16 protein-coding genes and 1 tRNA gene are annotated in these 15769 nt (G+C 72.4%); 13 read left to right on the forward strand and 4 right to left on the reverse strand.

Going from position 1 to position 15769, the window contains the following annotated elements:
* The first annotated feature begins 138 nt into the window (after positions 1-138).
* Together QOL99_RS07825 and QOL99_RS07830 are read left to right on the forward strand one after the other, a co-directional pair.
* Complete coding sequence (locus QOL99_RS07825) at positions 139-2226, forward strand: S9 family peptidase (protein WP_285522796.1); 2088 nt, start codon at positions 139-141, stop codon at positions 2224-2226.
* 121 nt (positions 2227-2347) lie between these two features.
* Complete coding sequence (locus QOL99_RS07830; protein ID WP_285522798.1) at positions 2348-2758, forward strand: DUF6624 domain-containing protein; 411 nt, start codon at positions 2348-2350, stop codon at positions 2756-2758.
* A 1-nt stretch (position 2759) separates the two neighbouring features.
* On the opposite strand, the gene QOL99_RS07835 is transcribed toward QOL99_RS07830, so the two are convergent.
* The gene (locus tag QOL99_RS07835) at positions 2760-3749 is read right to left on the reverse strand and encodes an asparaginase (protein WP_285522800.1); all 990 of its coding nucleotides are present in this window, start codon (positions 3747-3749) and stop codon (positions 2760-2762) included.
* Between the two features lie 89 nt (positions 3750-3838).
* On the opposite strand from QOL99_RS07835, the gene QOL99_RS07840 reads away from it, so the two are divergent.
* From QOL99_RS07840 to QOL99_RS07880, 9 genes are all read left to right on the forward strand, one after another.
* A tRNA-Asp gene (locus QOL99_RS07840) sits at positions 3839-3914 on the forward strand.
* A 258-nt stretch (positions 3915-4172) separates the two neighbouring features.
* Complete coding sequence (gene speA / locus QOL99_RS07845) at positions 4173-6083, forward strand: biosynthetic arginine decarboxylase (protein ID WP_285522802.1); 1911 nt, start codon at positions 4173-4175, stop codon at positions 6081-6083.
* A gap of 5 nt (positions 6084-6088) precedes the next feature.
* The gene (locus QOL99_RS07850) at positions 6089-6799 is read left to right on the forward strand and encodes an alpha/beta hydrolase family protein (RefSeq protein WP_285522803.1); all 711 of its coding nucleotides are present in this window, start codon (positions 6089-6091) and stop codon (positions 6797-6799) included.
* Positions 6800-6828: 29 nt separating this feature from the next.
* Positions 6829-8061 carry a class I SAM-dependent RNA methyltransferase gene (locus QOL99_RS07855; protein WP_285522805.1) on the forward strand — a complete coding sequence of 411 codons (1233 nt, stop codon included), beginning with the start codon at positions 6829-6831 and terminating at the stop codon, positions 8059-8061.
* A 5-nt stretch (positions 8062-8066) separates the two neighbouring features.
* Positions 8067-8447 carry a hypothetical protein gene (locus QOL99_RS07860; protein WP_285522807.1) on the forward strand — a complete coding sequence of 127 codons (381 nt, stop codon included), beginning with the start codon at positions 8067-8069 and terminating at the stop codon, positions 8445-8447.
* Between the two features lie 10 nt (positions 8448-8457).
* The gene (locus QOL99_RS07865) at positions 8458-8925 is read left to right on the forward strand and encodes a GNAT family N-acetyltransferase (RefSeq protein WP_285522808.1); all 468 of its coding nucleotides are present in this window, start codon (positions 8458-8460) and stop codon (positions 8923-8925) included.
* A 20-nt stretch (positions 8926-8945) separates the two neighbouring features.
* Positions 8946-10208, forward strand: coding sequence for an NAD(P)/FAD-dependent oxidoreductase (locus QOL99_RS07870; protein ID WP_285522809.1), 1263 nt, complete (start codon positions 8946-8948; stop codon positions 10206-10208).
* A 40-nt stretch (positions 10209-10248) separates the two neighbouring features.
* Positions 10249-10875, forward strand: coding sequence for a VOC family protein (locus QOL99_RS07875; protein ID WP_285522810.1), 627 nt, complete (start codon positions 10249-10251; stop codon positions 10873-10875).
* Positions 10872-11339, forward strand: coding sequence for an NUDIX domain-containing protein (locus QOL99_RS07880; RefSeq protein ID WP_285522811.1), 468 nt, complete (start codon positions 10872-10874; stop codon positions 11337-11339). The genes QOL99_RS07875 and QOL99_RS07880 overlap by 4 nt, the downstream gene beginning before the upstream one ends.
* Here the strand turns inward: QOL99_RS07880 and QOL99_RS07885 are convergent.
* A complete protein-coding gene (locus QOL99_RS07885) occupies positions 11303-11929 on the reverse strand; it encodes a rhomboid family intramembrane serine protease (RefSeq protein ID WP_285522813.1) in 627 nt (208 codons plus the stop codon). The two genes, QOL99_RS07880 and QOL99_RS07885, sit on opposite strands and share 37 nt — an antisense overlap.
* A gap of 35 nt (positions 11930-11964) precedes the next feature.
* Positions 11965-12984: an aspartate-semialdehyde dehydrogenase gene (locus QOL99_RS07890; RefSeq protein ID WP_285522815.1), complete on the reverse strand. Its 1020-nt coding sequence runs from the start codon at positions 12982-12984 to the stop codon at positions 11965-11967.
* 259 nt (positions 12985-13243) lie between these two features.
* On the opposite strand from QOL99_RS07890, the gene QOL99_RS07895 reads away from it, so the two are divergent.
* Positions 13244-13543 carry a hypothetical protein gene (locus QOL99_RS07895; protein ID WP_285522817.1) on the forward strand — a complete coding sequence of 100 codons (300 nt, stop codon included), beginning with the start codon at positions 13244-13246 and terminating at the stop codon, positions 13541-13543.
* Here the strand turns inward: QOL99_RS07895 and plsY are convergent.
* A complete protein-coding gene (plsY, locus tag QOL99_RS07900; RefSeq protein ID WP_285522821.1) occupies positions 13540-14139 on the reverse strand; it encodes a glycerol-3-phosphate 1-O-acyltransferase PlsY in 600 nt (199 codons plus the stop codon). The two genes, QOL99_RS07895 and plsY, sit on opposite strands and share 4 nt — an antisense overlap.
* Before the next feature lie 257 nt (positions 14140-14396).
* Between plsY and QOL99_RS07905 the strand changes: the two genes are divergently transcribed.
* The coding region (locus tag QOL99_RS07905; protein WP_285522819.1) for a sensor domain-containing diguanylate cyclase at positions 14397-15769 on the forward strand (1373 nt) is incomplete at its 3' end.

Consider the following 15769-nt stretch of genomic DNA (forward strand, 5'->3'; position numbering starts at 1 on the left):
GCAGGGCGGCCCGCAGCAGGGGCAGCGCCGGGCGCAGGTCGCGCTCCAGCACCGCCTCCAGCTCGCGCCGGGCGGCGTGCAGGGGGTCACGGCGGAACATGCAGCCAGCCTAGCGCCCCCGCCTTGCTACGCTCAGGCATGACCCCGCCCCGCGCCGCCAAGAAGCCCCTCCTCCACAGCCTCCACGGTGAATCTCGCCCCGACGACTACCACTGGCTGAGGACCCAGGGCAAGGCCGACCCGGAGGTGCTGGGGTACCTGGAAGCCGAAAACGCCCACCTCGGCGCGGTGATGGCCCCGCTGCGCGAGACTCAGCAGGCCATCTACCGCGAACTGCTCTCCCACGTGCAGGAGGAAGACGACCAGCCCCCCGTGCCCGAAGGCGACTGGGAGTACTTCACCCGCACCGAGGAGGGCCGGGCGCACCCCCTGTTCCTGCGGCGGCCCCGCGCGGGTGGGGAGGGGCAGCTGCTCCTCGACCTCAACGCGCTGAAGGAGCGCGAGGGCCACGCCAACGTCTGGGTGTACGTGACCCGCCCCAGCCCCGACGGGCGCCACTGGGCCTACCTGCTGGACACCACCGGGCAGGAGCTGTGGGAGCTGCGCGTGCTGGACACGGCGACGGGTGAACCCGCCGAAGCCCCCCTCACCGGCGTGAGCGGCTGGACCCTGGACTGGAGCGCGGACGGCCGTACCCTCTACTACGCCACCCAGGACGCGACCCAGCGCCCTGACCGCATCCATCGCCATACGTTGGGCCAGCCCCAGACCGCTGATGAGGAGCTGTGGCACGAGGCCGACCCCACCTTCTACGCCTGGGCGCAGGTGGCGGAAAACGGCGAGACGCTGCTGCTGGGCAGTTCCGCCAACATGGCCGACGAGGTGGCGGTGCTGGACACCCGCGACTCCGCCGCCCGGCCCCAGGTGATCCTCCCCCGCGAGCGCGGCGTGGAGGTCAGCCTCACCGACGGCGGCGACCACTGGCTCGCGCTGACGAACGGGGGCGGCGCGTCCGAGTTCCGGCTGGTGCGCCTGCCGAAGCGTCCTTTTTCGGGGGAGGGCCTGACCTGGGCCGACGCGGAAGACGTGCTGCCCCACGATCCCCAGCGGCACCTCACCGGAATGCACCTCTTCGCCGGGCATCTGCTGGTCTCCGGGCGCGAGGGGGGCTTCACCCGCCTGTGGGTGCTGCCCCGCACGGCCCAGGGCTACGGCCCCGCCCGCCGCGTCGAGTTCCCCGAGGCCAGCTATACCGTCCGCATCGGGGCCAACCACGTCTTCGAGACGGCGACGGCCCGCATCCTCTACACCAGCCTGACCCGCCCCCTGGAGCATCTGGACCTGAATCTGGACACGCTGGAGACGGCGCTGGTAAAGGCCACGCCCGTGCCGAACTACGACCCGGCGGACTACGTGGCCGAGCAGGTCTGGGCCACCGCCCCCGACGGCGAGCGGGTGCCCGTCAGTCTGGTGCGGCGCCGCGACACGGCCCTGCCCGCGCCCACGCTGCTGTACGGGTACGGCTCCTACGGGGCGTCGATGGACCCGGCCTTCAGCCTCTCGCGGCTGCCGCTGCTGGACCGGGGCTGGGTGTGGGCCACCGCGCACATCCGGGGCGGCTCGGAGCTGGGGCGGCGCTGGTACGACGCCGGAAGGCTCGCCCACAAGAGGAACACCTTCACCGACTTCATCGCGGCGGGCGAGGAGCTGCGGGCGGCGGGCGTCGCGGGCGACCTCGTGGCGATGGGCCGCAGCGCGGGCGGCCTCCTGATGGGCGCGGTGGTCAACCTGCGCCCCGACCTGTGGAAGGCCGCCTTCGTCGGGGTGCCCTTCGTGGACGTGCTGTCCACCATGCTGGACGACTCCATTCCGCTGACCACGGGCGAGTACGACGAGTGGGGCAACCCGGGCGACCCGGACGCCTACGCCACCATGCGCGAGTACAGCCCCTACGACAACCTCAAACCTGCCCGCTACCCCCACCTGTTCGTGAGCACCGGCCTGAACGACCCCCGGGTGGCCTACTGGGAACCCGCCAAGTACGTGGCGCGGTTGCGCGACCTGCGGCAGCCCGGCAGCGGCGTGCTGGTTCTCAAGACGAACATGGGCGCGGGACACGGCGGCTCCAGCGGCCGCTACGACGCGCTGAACGAGATCGCCGAGGAGTTCGCCTTCGCCCTCGCGGCGGTGGAGGGGCGGCTGGACGCGGGGGAGAGCGGGCAATGAACGGGCAATAAAAAAGCCGCCTCGTCGGGCGGTGATGGACAAAACATAGCGCAGGATGCACCGGAGGTCAAGGTATGCAGCCGAATTTCGTGACTGGCTTCTCTCCCGCCTGGCGGAGGACGTGAGGCTGCGCTCCGGTCCGGTGGATGCCGCTGCCTGGCTCACCTTCGATACCGAATCCACCCGCGTGCTGCGGGAGGCCGTGGCGCGGGAGGGCTGGCCGGGCCGCTCACGGGTGGGGGAGGACGGGGCGACCGCCGCCTTCCTGCTCGCGCAGCATTCGCCCGACCTGGCCTTTCAAAAGGAGGTGCTGGCACTGCTGCACACCCAGCCCCCCGGCGAGGTGGACCCGTCCCATGCCGCGTACCTGCATGACCGCCTCTGCATCCGCCAGGGCAGGCCGCAGCGCTACGGCACGCAGGTGCAGGTAGACGGCCACCCCTTTCCGCTGGAACCCGGCGATGTGGACGCGCGGCGGGCCGGGGTGGGGCTGGGGCCGCTGGAGGCCTATCTGGCGCTGTTCCGGAGCTGACTCACCCCCACGTCAGCCCGACCTGCGCCTCCACCCCGCCGACCTCGCGCCCCGCCCAGTTCGTCAGCGTGGCGGGGGCGAGCGCCCGCAGCTCTGGGGTGACGGGCACGCCCAGCGCCTCCAGCACCGCGAGGGCGACGTGGGGCCGCGCGCGCTCGCCGCCGTCCACGATCTTGAAGGCCACACCCAGCGGCCCGCGTGGGGTCTGCCTGAGCGCCAGGCCGTAAAACGCCTCCGCGCCCATCTTGGCGGCGAGGCCGGGGACGAGGGGCATCAGCGTGGTGTCGAGCCGTCCGGGTCCGGCGATCAGGAAGGGATGGGCGGTCATCGCCTGGAAGATGCGTTCCAACGCCGGGGCCAGCTCGCCCTGCGGCGCCGCCAGCCGCGCAAAGATTCGCGCCGTGGCGTGCAGCGGCAGCGCAAAGGCGGGCACGCTGCACCCGTCGGTCCCGGCCTGCACGTCCTCCAGCCCCACCCCGCCGAGTTCCGCGTGCAACTCCCGGATGCGGACTTGCAGCGGGTGGCCGTGCTCCGTGTACCCCTCGCGCGGCCAGCCGTGCCGGACGCAGGCGAGCAGCATCCCCGCGTGCTTGCCCGAGCAGTTGTGGTGCAGCGGCGTCGGAGCCTCACCCTGCCGAATCAGGTCTGCCGCCGCTCCCGGATCGAAGGGCGGATGGGTGCCGCAGCGCAGGTCGGCCACCGTGCTGCCTGACCGCGCCAGGAGCCGCGCCACCACCGCCAGATGCTCGGGGGTTCCGGCATGGCTGGCGCAGGCGACCGCGAGTTCGTCCCCCGGCAGCTCCGGCGCGGCCAGGGCCAGCGGCAGGGCCTGCACCGGCTTGGAGCTGGAGCGCGGAAAGGTGACGAGACCCGCGTCGCCGCACGCCGCCACGACCTTGCCCGAGGCATTCACCACCGCGACGTGAACCGTATGCACGCTCTCGGGGAGGCCCCCGCGTGTGAAGACGACCTGCCCTGGCTGCGTTGTCATACGCTTCAGGCTAGCGCGGCTTGACTTCCCGCCGTTCCGCCCGTACTCTCTTCTCCGCTGGCCTGTGCCAGAGTTGGTCCGTCAGTTCTGGTCCGGTAGTGTAGCGGTTAGCATAACTGCCTGTCACGCAGTAGGTCGCGGGTTCAAATCCCGTCCGGACCGCCAGAAGAAGGGGGGAGAGCGAGGTGCCATCAGGGGCCTCGCTCTCCCTCTTGCGGTGCGCCTTGTGGTGCGCCCGGTCGTGCACCCGACTTCTGGCTGCCGGGCTTCCAATTGCCGTCTGGACCCCTACCCCTCCGGGCGTTTCGCCGTATCATGCGCCCCGGTTTCGCACGGCGTCCGTTGAGTCCTCCTGAGCTGCTGTCCAGGCACACTCCGAACCCCGCGCACGGCGAGCCTACCCCACCCCGGAGGACGCCTGACTTGACTGCTGCTACCCCCTTTTCCACCGCCGACGCCGCCGAGCTGTACCAGGTTCCCAACTGGAGCGGCGGCTGGTTCCGCGTCTCCGACAAGGGCCAGATGGAAGTGACCCCCTCGCCGGGCCTGCACGCCCCCCTGCGCGCCATCGTGGACGAGATCGTGGAGCGCGGCGAGAGCCTCCCGGTCATCCTGCGCTTTCCGCAGGTCGTGGCGGGGCGGGTCAAGCACCTCAACGACGCCTTCAACAAGGCCATCGCCGAGTACGGCTACCAGGGCCACTACCAGGGTGTCTTTCCGATCAAGGTCAACCAGCGCCGGGTCGTCGTGGAGTCGGTGGCCGCCGCCGGGTACGACTACGCCCACGGCCTGGAGGCGGGCAGCAAGGCCGAGCTGGCGCTGTGCCTCGCCCAGCGGATGCACCCCGACGCCCTGCTGTGCTGCAACGGCTTCAAGGACGACGGTTTTATCAAGCTGGCGCTGTGGGGCCGCACGCTGGGCAAGAACGTGGTCATCACGCTGGAGAAGTACTCCGAACTCGACCGGGTGCTCAAGCAGGCCAGGGCGCTGGGCGTCAAGCCGATGGTGGGCGTGCGCTTCAAGCTGCACGCGCGCGGCTCGGGGCAGTGGGAGGAGTCCGGCGGCGACCAGGCCAAGTTCGGGCTGAACGCCTACGAGCTGCTGCGGGTGGTCGAGCGGCTGCGCGAGGAGAACATGCTCGATTCCCTGGTGATGCTGCACACCCACATCGGGTCGCAGATCACCGACATCCGCCGGGTCAAGGTCGCGGTGCGCGAGGCGACCCAGACCTACGCGGGACTCATCGCGGCGGGGGCGCAGCTCAAGTACCTCAACGTGGGCGGCGGCCTGGGCGTGGACTACGACGGCTCCAAGACGACCTTCTACGCCTCCATGAACTACACCGTGGGCGAGTACGCCGCCGACGTGGTGTACACCGTGCAGGAGGTCTGCAAGGCCCGCGAGGTGCCCGAGCCGACCATCATCTCCGAGTCGGGCCGGGCGCTGACCGCCCACCACGCGGTGCTGGTGATGCCCGTCGTGGACGTGACCGGCCCCACCCGCGACCTTGAGGAACTCGCCGCGCCCAACGAGGACAGCCACCAGATCATCAAGGACCTCGAAGAGATTCTGGTGAACATCTCGGCGCGCAACTACCGCGAGATGTACAACGACGCGGTGGGCGACAAGCAGACGCTGCACAACCTCTTCGACCTCGGCTACGTGACCCTGGACGACCGGGCACGCGGCGAGGCCCTCTTCAACGCGATCCTGCGCAAGATCGCCAAGCTGATCCAGGGCGAGAAGTACGTGCCCGACGAGCTGGAAGACCTCCAGAAGGTGCTGGCCGACAAGTACATCTGCAACTTCTCGCTGTTTCAGAGCCTACCCGACAACTGGGCGATTCAGGCGCTGTTTCCCATCGTGCCGCTCGACCGCCTGGGGGAACGCCCGACCCGGCAGGGCACCATCGTGGACATCACCTGCGACTCAGACGGCAAGATCGAGAAATTCATCGACCTGCGCGACGTGAAGGCCACGTTGCCGCTGCACGAGCCGGGGGAGCGGCCCTACTACCTGGGCGCCTTCCTGATGGGGGCCTATCAGGACGTGCTGGGCAGCTCGCACAACCTCTTCGGCAAGGTCAGCGAGGCGCACGTGACGGTGCGGCCCGGCGGCAAGTTCCACATCGACCTCTTCGTGCGCGGGCAGAAGGCGCGGCGCATGATCGAGTCGATGGGCTACGAGGAAGTCATGCTGCGCGACTCCATCGAGGATCAGGCCGACGCCGCCCTGAAGGTGGGCACCCTGCCGGGCGGTCAGGAGCAGGAGCTGCTGGAGGACTACGGCGAGGAGCTGCTGGGCTACACCTACCTGGAGTACGAGGAGGGCTGAAGCCCATGAGGGTGCCCGGTCTGGAGTTGCCGGACCTCCCCGACGCCGCCCAGCTCACGGTTCCCTGCGGGGACGTGACGCTGGGCGGCTACCTGTGGCGTCAGCCGGACCCCGCGCCCGCCGTCCTGCTGTTGCACGGCTGGGGCCAGGACGCCTCGGATATGGCGACTCCGGCCCGGCTGCTCCACTCGGCAGGCTGGCACGCCCTCAGCCTCTCGCTGCGCGGCTGGCGCGGGTCGGGCGGCTGCGACGACTACGGGCGCAGCGGGCCGGGCGACCTGGGGCGGGTGCTGGCGTGGCTGGAGGCCCAGTCGTGGGTCACCTCGACGGCTGTGCTGGGGCTTTCGCTGGGCGGACTGGTCGCGCTGCTGGCGGCGGCGCAGGGGCACCGGGTGGGGCAGACCGTCGCCATTAACGCCCCCACCGATCTGCGCGGCATCTACGACACCACCTCCTCGGCCACCCTGCGCCGCTACTACGACGCGGTGCTGACGCTGGAGCAGTGGGTGGACGGCTCGCCGCTGACGCACGCCGGGCGCATCGGGGGGCCGACCTGGGTGGTGGTGGGCGGGGAAGACCGCCTCTGTCCTCCGGTGCTGGGACGTGAATTTGCAAGGGTTTCCGGTGCGGAACTGCTGGAGGTCACCGGGATGGGCCATGTGCCGGACGGGGCGCAGTGGGCGCGGGTGGTGGGGGAAACGCTCGGGCAATCCTGACCCCCCGCCCGCGCTACCCTGTTCCCCATATGTCTGACGCTCTGCTCACGCTGGAAATCGAGAAACTGGTCGCCGGGGGGCTGGGTCTGTCCCGGGACGAGTCCGGCGTGGTGCTGGTACGCGGCGCCCTGCCCGGCGAACGGGTGGAGGCCGAGATTCGCGCGGGCCGGGGCGTGCGCCAGGGCGTGACCCGCCGGGTGCTGACCCCCAGCCCCGACCGGGTGGACGGCCCCGACCTCCCGACCGTGGACCTCGCACACGCGGCGTACCCGGCGCAGCTCGCCTACAAGCGCGGCTTCGTGGAAGAAGCCCTGACGCGCATCGCCAAGCTGCGGCACCCGGTGGCCGAGACGGTGCCCAGCCCGCGCGAGTGGCGCTACCGCAACACCGCGCAGTACCTCGTGACCCCGGCGGGCCTCGCCTACCGCGAACGCCGGGGCGCCTCGCCGCTGGTTGTTGGCCAGGACCCGCTGGTGATGGAGGCCATTCAGGCCGTGATGGACCGCATTGACCCCGAGCAGCTCGACCCCGCCACCGAGGTCGCCTTTCGCGCCAGCCGCCTGACCGGGGAGGTGGTCGCCGCGTTGATCGGGGCGGGCGAGCCGCGCGTCTTCCTGCGGGCCTCCGATCACCTGATGGACGCGGGGGTGGTCGGCGTGAGCCTGGCGGAACCCGCCGGGCGCCGCTTCGGGGCCGCCGTGAGGTTGATCGCGGGCGAGGCCGAGGTGCAGGAGACCTTCGGGCGGGTGCAGGTGGGCGTCACCGCGACCGGCTTCGCGCAGGTGAACCCGGAAGCGGCGGGGCTGGCCTACCTCCGCGCGGCGGAACTGGCCGGACAGGGCACGCACGCCGTGGACCTCTACGGCGGCTCGGGGGCCATCGGGAGGCACCTCTCGCCCAGCTTCACCCGCGTGACCGTGCTGGACTCGGCGCCGGAGGCCTTGGCGCGGGGGCGGCAGGCGGCGGCCCTCAGCGGCGAGCGCAACGTGACCTACCGCAGCGGCGACGCGGCCCGCTTCAGCGAGATCGGCGTGGACGTGATCGTGGTGGACCCGCCCCGCGCCGGGCTGGAGCCCGAAGCCCGCGAGCATATCCAGGCCAGCACCGCCGACCGCCTGGTCTACGTGAGCTGCGACCCCGCGACCTGGGCGCGGGACGTGGGCGGCTTCGTGCAGCGCGGCTGGAAGCTGGGGTCGGTGACCCCGCACGACTTCTACCCGCAGACCAGCCACGTCGAGGTCATCAGCGTGCTCGACCGCTGATCCCCGTGCGTGCCCTGCTGCTGCTCGCCCTGCTGCCCCTCACCGCCTGCCAGGACCGCGAGGCCCGCGCCGAGGTGACCCGGCTGGAAGCCCGCGTGACCGAGCTGGAGGCGCGGGTGGAAGCCCTGGCCGCCGCTCGAGCTGTTCCGGCGGACGCGGCCGCCACCGTGCAGCAGGCCGCCGCGACCCACTGCGCCAACGACCTCTCGCGCACGCTGGAACTGACCCGGCAGGAACGGGGCGGCTACCCCGCCGAATCCGCACTCGCAGTGCCGGGGTCCTGTCAGGGGTTCCGGGTGAGCTGGGAGCGGCTCGTGACCGACGCCTACGCATTTCAGGTGAGGGACGAAGGCGGGCGGGTGCTGGCGTCCGGAGCCGGGGAGTAGGCTCTCGCCCATGCCCCTGCTTCCCCTCAGCTTCGACGACCCCCGCGCCGCCCGGCTGATGACCGCGCAGCAGCGCGAGCTGCGGACCCTCTACGGCGACACCGACGAGCGCACCGAACCCTTCGACCCCGCCGTGCTCGCGGGCGAGGGCAGCGTGCTGCTGGGGGTGGAGGAGGGGGGCGAGCTGCTGGCCTGCGGCGCCCTCAAGCGCCTGGACGTGGGCACGGCCGAGGTCAAGCGCATGTACACCGTCCCGGAAGCGCGGGGCCGGGGCCTGGGGCGGCAGCTTCTGGCGGGGCTGATCGAACGGGGGCGGGCGCTGGGCTATACGCGCCTCGTCCTCGAGACCGGCGACCGTCAGGCCGAGGCCCTGCACCTCTACGGGTCGGCGGGCTTCCGGCGCATTCCCAACTACGGGTACTACGTGGGGGTGGAGGGCAGCCTGTGTTACGGGCTGGACCTGAGCCCCAAAAGCTGACGGCTGATAGCCTCCCCCCCATGGGTGACATCGTGGTGGTGGGCGCGGGACTGGCGGGCCTCACGGCGGCGCGGGTGCTGACGCAATCGGGGCGGCGGGTGCGGGTGCTGGAGGCGGGGGAGCAGGTCGGCGGGCGGGTCATGAGCCGGATGGTGGAGGGCTACACGCTCGACGCGGGCTATCAGGTGCTGTTTCCGGCGTACCCGGCCCTGCGGCGGAATGTGGACCTCGCGGCGCTGGACCTCGTGCCCATCGCTCCGGCGGGCGTGGTGCGGCGCGGCGAGCGGGCAGACGTGCTGGGCGACCCCCGCCGTGACCCGGCCAGCCTGCCCTCGACCCTGACCACGAAGGCCCTGACCCTGGCGGACAAGGCGCGGGTGGCCCGCCTCGCCGCGCGGCTGGCGCTGCCCGCGCCCCACACCCTGCTCGTCGGCCCGGACGAGACGACCGAGAGCTACCTGCGCCGCCAGGGCTTCAGCGAGGGGGCGCTGACGAACTTCTTCCGGCCCTTTTTCGGGGGCATCTTCCTGCGGCGCGACCTGCACACGAGTGCGCGGCTGTTTCGCTACTACTTCCGGATGCTGCTGGATGGCGGCGCGGCCCTGCCCCGCGCAGGGATAGGGGAACTGCCCCGGCAGCTCGCGGCGGGGCTGGACGTGACCACCGGGGTCCAGGTGACCGCGCTGCGGCCCCGGCCAGAGGGCGTGACCCTGGTGACGGGCGCGGGGGAACTGGACGCGAGCAGCGTCCTGGTGGCGACCGACGCGGACACCGCCGCTGCCCTGACCGGCGAGCCGCTCTCGCGCGGGCGGCTGGGGAGCACCTACCTGCACTACGCCTCGGGGACCCGGCTGGACCCTCAGCCCCGGCTGTTGCTGAACGCCGAGGAGGGCTTCATCAACAACGCCCAGTGGGTCAGCGAGGCGATTCCGGAGCGGGCACCCGCCGGGGGCCATCTCCTGACGGTGACGGTGCTGGGCCTGCCCGACCTCGACGACGACGCCCTCGATGCCCGCGTGCGCGGCGAGCTGGGCCGCTGGTACGGAGCGGGGGCGGCGGGCTTGCGGACCCTGCATGTCGAGCGCATCCCTTTCGCGCAGTTTCCCCAGCCGCCCGAGTACGCCGCGACCCTGGCGGGACACGCGACCGGGTTGCCCGGCGTGCTGCTGGCGTCCGAGGTCACCTCCATGAGCAGCGTTCAGGGCGCGATGGAAAGCGGCGAGAAGGCGGCGGCGATCCTGCTGGGCGACCCGGTGGGCATGAGCCGTCCGCGCGGGGCATAGGGAACGGGAACAGCGGACCGCTGACCGGTATGCTCGTCCCATGTCCGCCGCCATTCCCGACCACCTCGTCGTCGCCGCCCGCACGCTGGACGAGGGCCGGGCCTGGCTGGAAGGCCGCCTGGGGGTGCCCACCCAGCCCGGCGGCGAGCACGCCCTGTTCGGCACCCACAACGCGCTGCTCTCGCTGGGACCGGACCTCTACCTGGAGGTGATTGCGCTCAACCCGGCGGCCCCGGCTCCGGCCCGCCCGCGCTGGTTCGGGCTGGACACGCCGGAAGTGCAGGAACGGCTGAAGGACGGCCCCGTCCTGATTCACTGGGTCGCCCGAGTGCCGAGCCTCGCCGGAATGAACCTTGCCCCCCACGGGGAGGCGCTGGAGCTCTCGCGCGGCGAGAACCGCTGGACGCTCACGGTGCCGCCGGACGGCTCGCTGCCGGGCGGCGGGGTCGTGCCCAACCTGATCGAGTGGCACACGCCGCCCCCTTCAGCACGCCTGCCCGACGCCGGGGTGCGCCTGCTGACCCTGCGGCTGGGCACCCCCGACCCCGACGTCCTGCGCGCCCGGCTGGACGCCCTGCCCCTCGCGGGCGACGTGGAGGTCTACGAGGCCCCGCAGCCCGAGCTGTCCGCGATGCTGGAAACGCCGGGGGGCATGGTCACCCTGTGAGCCTCCCGCCGCCCGACGACTCCTGGTACGTTCGGCCCCCGGACCTCCCCGGGCGGGCCAGCGTGGGCACGGTGGTGCTGCGGCGCGGGGGCGGGGAATGGCAGGTCGCCGTCGTCGTGGAGCCGGGCGACTATCGCCAGCTTCCGAAGGGCGGTCTGGAACCCGGCGAGACCCACGAACAGGCCCTGCACCGCGAATTGCGCGAGGAAGCGGGGCTGACGGCGGTGCGCCTCGTGGCTGATCTCGGCGTGCTGGAGCGGCAGAACTCTGCCCGGACGCGCTGGCAGGTCACCCGCTATTTCCTGGGAGTCACCGGGGAGGTCGGTGTGACGCCGCTGGAACCCGGCTTCCGGCTGGAGTGGCACCCCCTGAACGCCGCGCCGCCCCTGTTCTGGCCGGAGCAGGGGCGGCTGGTGGCGCGGGTGCGTCAGAACCTCGCAGGCGGGGAATACGGGCTGGCCTGAGGGGGGGGCCGCCGCCCGTGCAGCCACGCCGCCGCGACCAGCCCCGCCACGAAGCCGAAGAGGTGCGCCTCCCACGACACCAGCGGATTGGTCGGCAGCACGCCCCACAGCACGCCGCCGTACAGGAAGAGGGCGAGCAAGGCCGCCAGAATCGCTCCCAGCGTCCGCTCCCACCAGCCCACCCCCAGCAGGTAGGCGAGGTACCCGAAGACCAGCAGGCTGGCCCCCAGGTGCAGGCTCCCGCCCCGGCCCAGCAGCCACACCAGCCCGCCGCCCAGCAGGATGATCACGGCATTCGCCGCCAGGAACCGCCCCACTCCCCGCAGCGCCCCCATGAAGGCCAGCACCGCCAGCGGCCCGGTGTTGGCGATCAGGTGCGCGAAATCCCCGTGCAGGAAGGGCGCGGTCAGCACGTTCTCCAGCCGGGTGGGGTCACGCGGGACGATCCCGTACAGGTCCAGCCGCCCCCCGAAGGCGAACTGGTCCACGACCTCCTGCGCCCACACGCCGCCCACCAGCAGTGCGGTCAGCAGCAGGGCCGCCCCCACCGGAGAGCGGGGACGGCGCGGGAGTGGGGAAGGGGAGCGCATGGCCCCAGTCTGCCGCAGGGAGGTGAGGAGTGCGGTTAGCCCGTGACCCGCCCCCGCAGCGCCCCCTGCTGCTGCAGGTATTCCGCGATCTGCACGGCATTGAGCGCCGCGCCCTTGAGCAACTGGTCCCCCGCCACGAACAGGTCCAGCCCGCCCCCAAAGACGAGGCTGGCGCGGATGCGGCCCACCTCCACGTCGTACTTGCCCGTCGCGGTCAGCGGCATGGGGTAGAGCTTGCCCGCCGGGTCGTCGCGGACCTCCACGCCCGCCGCCGCCCGCAGAATCTCGCGGGCCTGCTCGGGGGTGGCGGGGCGCTCCAGTTCCAGCGTGATCGCCTCGGCGTGGGTGCGCAGGGTGGGGATGCGGACGGCGGTGCAGCTGATCTGCAGCGACTCGTCCCCGAGGATCTTGCGCGTCTCCCAGACGACCTTCATCTCCTCGCGGGTGTAGCCGTTGTCCCCGAAGGTGTCGATGTGCGGGATGACGTTGAAGGGAATGGGGTGCGCGAAGACCTCGGCCCCGGCCTCCTTGCCGTGCAGGACCATGTGGGTCTGGGTCAGCAGTTCCTCCATGCCCTTCTGCCCGGCCCCACTCGTCGCCTGATAGGTCGAGACGATCATGCGGCGCACCCCGAACGCCCGGTGCAGCGGCGCGACCGCGACGGCGGCGATGGCCGTGGTGCAGTTGGGGTTGGCGATGATGCCCCGGTGCGAGAGCGCCGCTTCCCCGTTGACCTCGGGCACCACCAGCGGCACCTGCGGGTCGAGGCGGAAGGCGCTGGAGTTGTCGATCACGACCGCGCCGCCCGCCACCCACGCCGGGGCTCTTTCCTTGCTGATCGAGCCCCCCGCCGAGGCCAGGATCACGTCCGCGGGAATGGCCCCTTCCGGGGTGGCCCGCACGGTGAGGTCCTGACCCGCAAAAGAGAGGGTGCTGCCCGCCGAGCGCGGGCTGGCGTACAGCTGCACTTCGTCGAATTTCAGCGTGCTCTTTTCCAGCACCCGCAGAAGTTCGTGGCCGACCGCTCCGGTGGCTCCCACAATGGCGACGCGCATAGGTCTCTCCTCCAAAGAAAAATTCCGCCTCGCGGGGGGCGCGGGCGGCCGGGAACGCGGGGGGGCCGCCCTCAGGGGGTCCGGGGGGTCGGGCGGCGCATGGGGGCAAGGTACCCGCCGGGGGGCGGGGGGTCAAGCGCGGGGGGTCACCGGGGACACCTGCCCGGCGCGGGGCTGCGCTATGCTGCTCGCCATCGCCAAGATCAAGGCCGGGCGCGGGTGCCCAGGGGGGTCCCCGCCCGGAGACGGGAGCCCCGGTATGCCCGCCAGGATTCGGATTTACGGTCAGGAAGCCACGTTTACCCAGGGCCGCTGGGTCTGCGCCGACGAGACGTTGCAGGCCATGCTGCAGGCCCTCGCCGACCCCCGCGCGACCAGCGTGGACGCCGAACTGCGGCACGCCCGCTACGCCGCCGGACGCTTCGGCGGGCAGATTGCGGTGGGGGAGGGCTGGGAGGCCGCGCCCCTGCCCGAACCCGAAATCCGCATGGAGGACATCGCCCCGCCCGGCCGCCCGCAGGCCGCCGGATGGCTGTCCTTCCTGCGCAAACGCCGTTAGCGTCCGCTCTGGCCCTTGTCGCCCAGTCGCCGCTCGTTTCCGGCCTGAAGGCGGGTCACGTTCTCGCGGTGCTGCCAGACCATCAGGGCCACCAGACCCGTCACGAGCAGGCTCAGCCACAGCGGCTGCCCGGTGATCCAGGCGACCAGCGCCGCCGTCACGCCCCCCAGGATGCTTCCGGCCGACACCAGCCGGGTCAGGGCGACGGTCAGGATGCCGATCACGAACATCCCCAGCCCCACGGCGGGCGAGAGCGCCACCAGCGTCCCGAAGGTGGTCGCCACCCCCTTGCCCCCCCGGAACCCCAGAAAGGGGCTGAAGTTGTGCCCGATCACGGCGGCGACCCCGCACAGCGCGGCCTGTGCGTCGCTGAGGCCCGCCGCCCGCGCGATCAGCACGGCCAGCGCCCCCTTGACGACGTCGAAGACGGCCACGGCGACCGCCGGACCCTTGCCGACCGAGCGCAGCACGTTGGTCGCGCCACTGTTCCCGCTGCCCACCCGGCGGATGTCCACCCCACGGGCGCGGGCGACCCAGGCGGCGGCCGGAATGGACCCCAGCAGGTAGGCCAGGGCGAGCAGCGGGACAAACAGCAGATTCACGGGCGGATCACCCCCCGATTGTACGGGCCGGTGGTTTGAACGGGCCGACTTGCACGGGCCGGTGGTTTGTATGGGCCGACTTGTACGGGCCGGTGGTTTGTATGGGCCGGTGGTCAGGGGGGGGCTCCCCGGGGGCACCCGTCTGGGGGCAGGCCCTCCCCCGGGGTGGGGGCGCGAGTCTCAAGGCCGGGTCACGTTCGCCGGGGGGAGCCTTCACGCGGGCGCGGGGGCCAGCCGCTAGGGTGCGGGGCGTGTCTGTGCCGCCTCCCTCTCCCTCCGAGCCCGCGCGTCTGGCCGCGCTGGCCCGCTACCGCGTGCTGGGTACTCCGCCCGAGACGTCCTTCGACCGCGTCACCCGGCTGGCGGCGCGGGTGCTGGGGGTGCCGCTGGCCGCCGTCAATCTGGTCGGCGAGGACCACCAGTGGACCAAAGCCTGCGTGGGCGGTGACGTGACCGCGACCGCCCTGGACGAGTCCTTTTGCGTCTGGACCGTGCGGCAGGAGGGGGCGGTCATGGTGGTGCCCGACGCCCGGCAGGACCCACGCTTCCGGGACCTTCCCAGCGTGCGGTCGGGTGAGGTCGTCGCCTACGCGGGCGCGCCCCTGGTCACCCCGGACGGCCACCGCCTCGGCACCCTGTGCGTGACCGCGCCCCAGCCGCGCGGGTTCGGGGAGGCCGAGTGCGAGACGCTGGAGCTGCTCGCGGAGATGGTGATCGACGAGCTCGAACTGCGGCTGCGCACCGAGGAACTCACCCGCGCCCGCGACCACGCCCACACCCTGCGCGACCTCGCGGAGCTGATGGGCGAGCCGCTGAGCCCCGGCGAGATGGCCCAGCGGGCGCTGCGGCTGCTCGCGGGCGCCATGCGGCTGGACTGGGCCGGGCTGCTGCACCTCTCCGGCGGGGGCTCGGAGGTCCTGAGCGACCACGCCTCGGCCCCCGCCGACGGCTTCGGGGCCGAGGTCCGCTGGCGGCTGCTGGACCCGGCAGGCGGGCTGCGGGCCACCCTGCTGGGCTGGGAGCGGGTCTTTCTGGACGACGCGGGGGCCGTCGCCGGGCGCTGCCCCGAACTGCTGGGCACCGGGCTGGCGAGCGCCGCGTGGCTGCACGTGCAGGTCGAGGACGGGCGGCACATGCCGGGCGGGGCCTACGTGCTGCTGCTCGCGCGGCTGGGCGACCCTGCCGTCTGGCTGGCGGAAGAACGCCTGCTGCTGGAGGCCGCCGCCCGCAGCGTGGGCGTGGCGCTGGAGCGGGCCGAACACCTTCAGGCGCTGGAACGCGCGGCCCTGACCGACGCCCTGACTGGCCTGGGCAACCGCCGGGCGCTCGACGACGCCCTCGACGACGCCGACGCCCGGCTCGCGGCCGCGGGCGAGGGCTACGTGCTGGGCGTGGTGGACCTCGACGGCATGAAGCGGGTCAACGACGAGCGCGGGCACGCCAGCGGCGACGACCTGCTGCGCGAGTTCGGGCGCAGTCTGCTGGCCCCGGGCCTCCACGCCTACCGCCTGGGCGGCGACGAGTACGCGCTGCTGGCCCCGGTCGCCCCCGGCCATGACCCCGCCCGCTGGACCGAGCTGCTGCGCCGTCAGGTCCGGGACGCGGTGGCGCGGGTGCAGGCCCA

The organism is Deinococcus rhizophilus (assembly GCF_030271215.1).
GTDB classification, from domain to species: domain Bacteria; phylum Deinococcota; class Deinococci; order Deinococcales; family Deinococcaceae; genus Deinococcus; species Deinococcus rhizophilus.

Bases quoted from the DNA above. Each gene is read 5' to 3' on its own strand.
- QOL99_RS07835 (WP_285522800.1), bottom strand. From the start codon at position 3,749: ATGACAACGCAGCCAGGGCAGGTCGTCTTCACACGCGGGGGCCTCCCC.
- QOL99_RS07850 (WP_285522803.1), top strand. From the start codon at position 6,089: ATGAGGGTGCCCGGTCTGGAGTTGCCGGACCTCCCCGACGCCGCCCAG.
- QOL99_RS07855 (WP_285522805.1), top strand. From the start codon at position 6,829: ATGTCTGACGCTCTGCTCACGCTGGAAATCGAGAAACTGGTCGCCGGG.
- QOL99_RS07865 (WP_285522808.1), top strand. From the start codon at position 8,458: ATGCCCCTGCTTCCCCTCAGCTTCGACGACCCCCGCGCCGCCCGGCTG.
- QOL99_RS07895 (WP_285522817.1), top strand. From the start codon at position 13,244: ATGCCCGCCAGGATTCGGATTTACGGTCAGGAAGCCACGTTTACCCAG.
- QOL99_RS07890 (WP_285522815.1), bottom strand. From the start codon at position 12,984: ATGCGCGTCGCCATTGTGGGAGCCACCGGAGCGGTCGGCCACGAACTT.
- QOL99_RS07825 (WP_285522796.1), top strand. From the start codon at position 139: ATGACCCCGCCCCGCGCCGCCAAGAAGCCCCTCCTCCACAGCCTCCAC.
- QOL99_RS07885 (WP_285522813.1), bottom strand. From the start codon at position 11,929: ATGCGCTCCCCTTCCCCACTCCCGCGCCGTCCCCGCTCTCCGGTGGGG.
- QOL99_RS07870 (WP_285522809.1), top strand. From the start codon at position 8,946: ATGGGTGACATCGTGGTGGTGGGCGCGGGACTGGCGGGCCTCACGGCG.
- QOL99_RS07875 (WP_285522810.1), top strand. From the start codon at position 10,249: ATGTCCGCCGCCATTCCCGACCACCTCGTCGTCGCCGCCCGCACGCTG.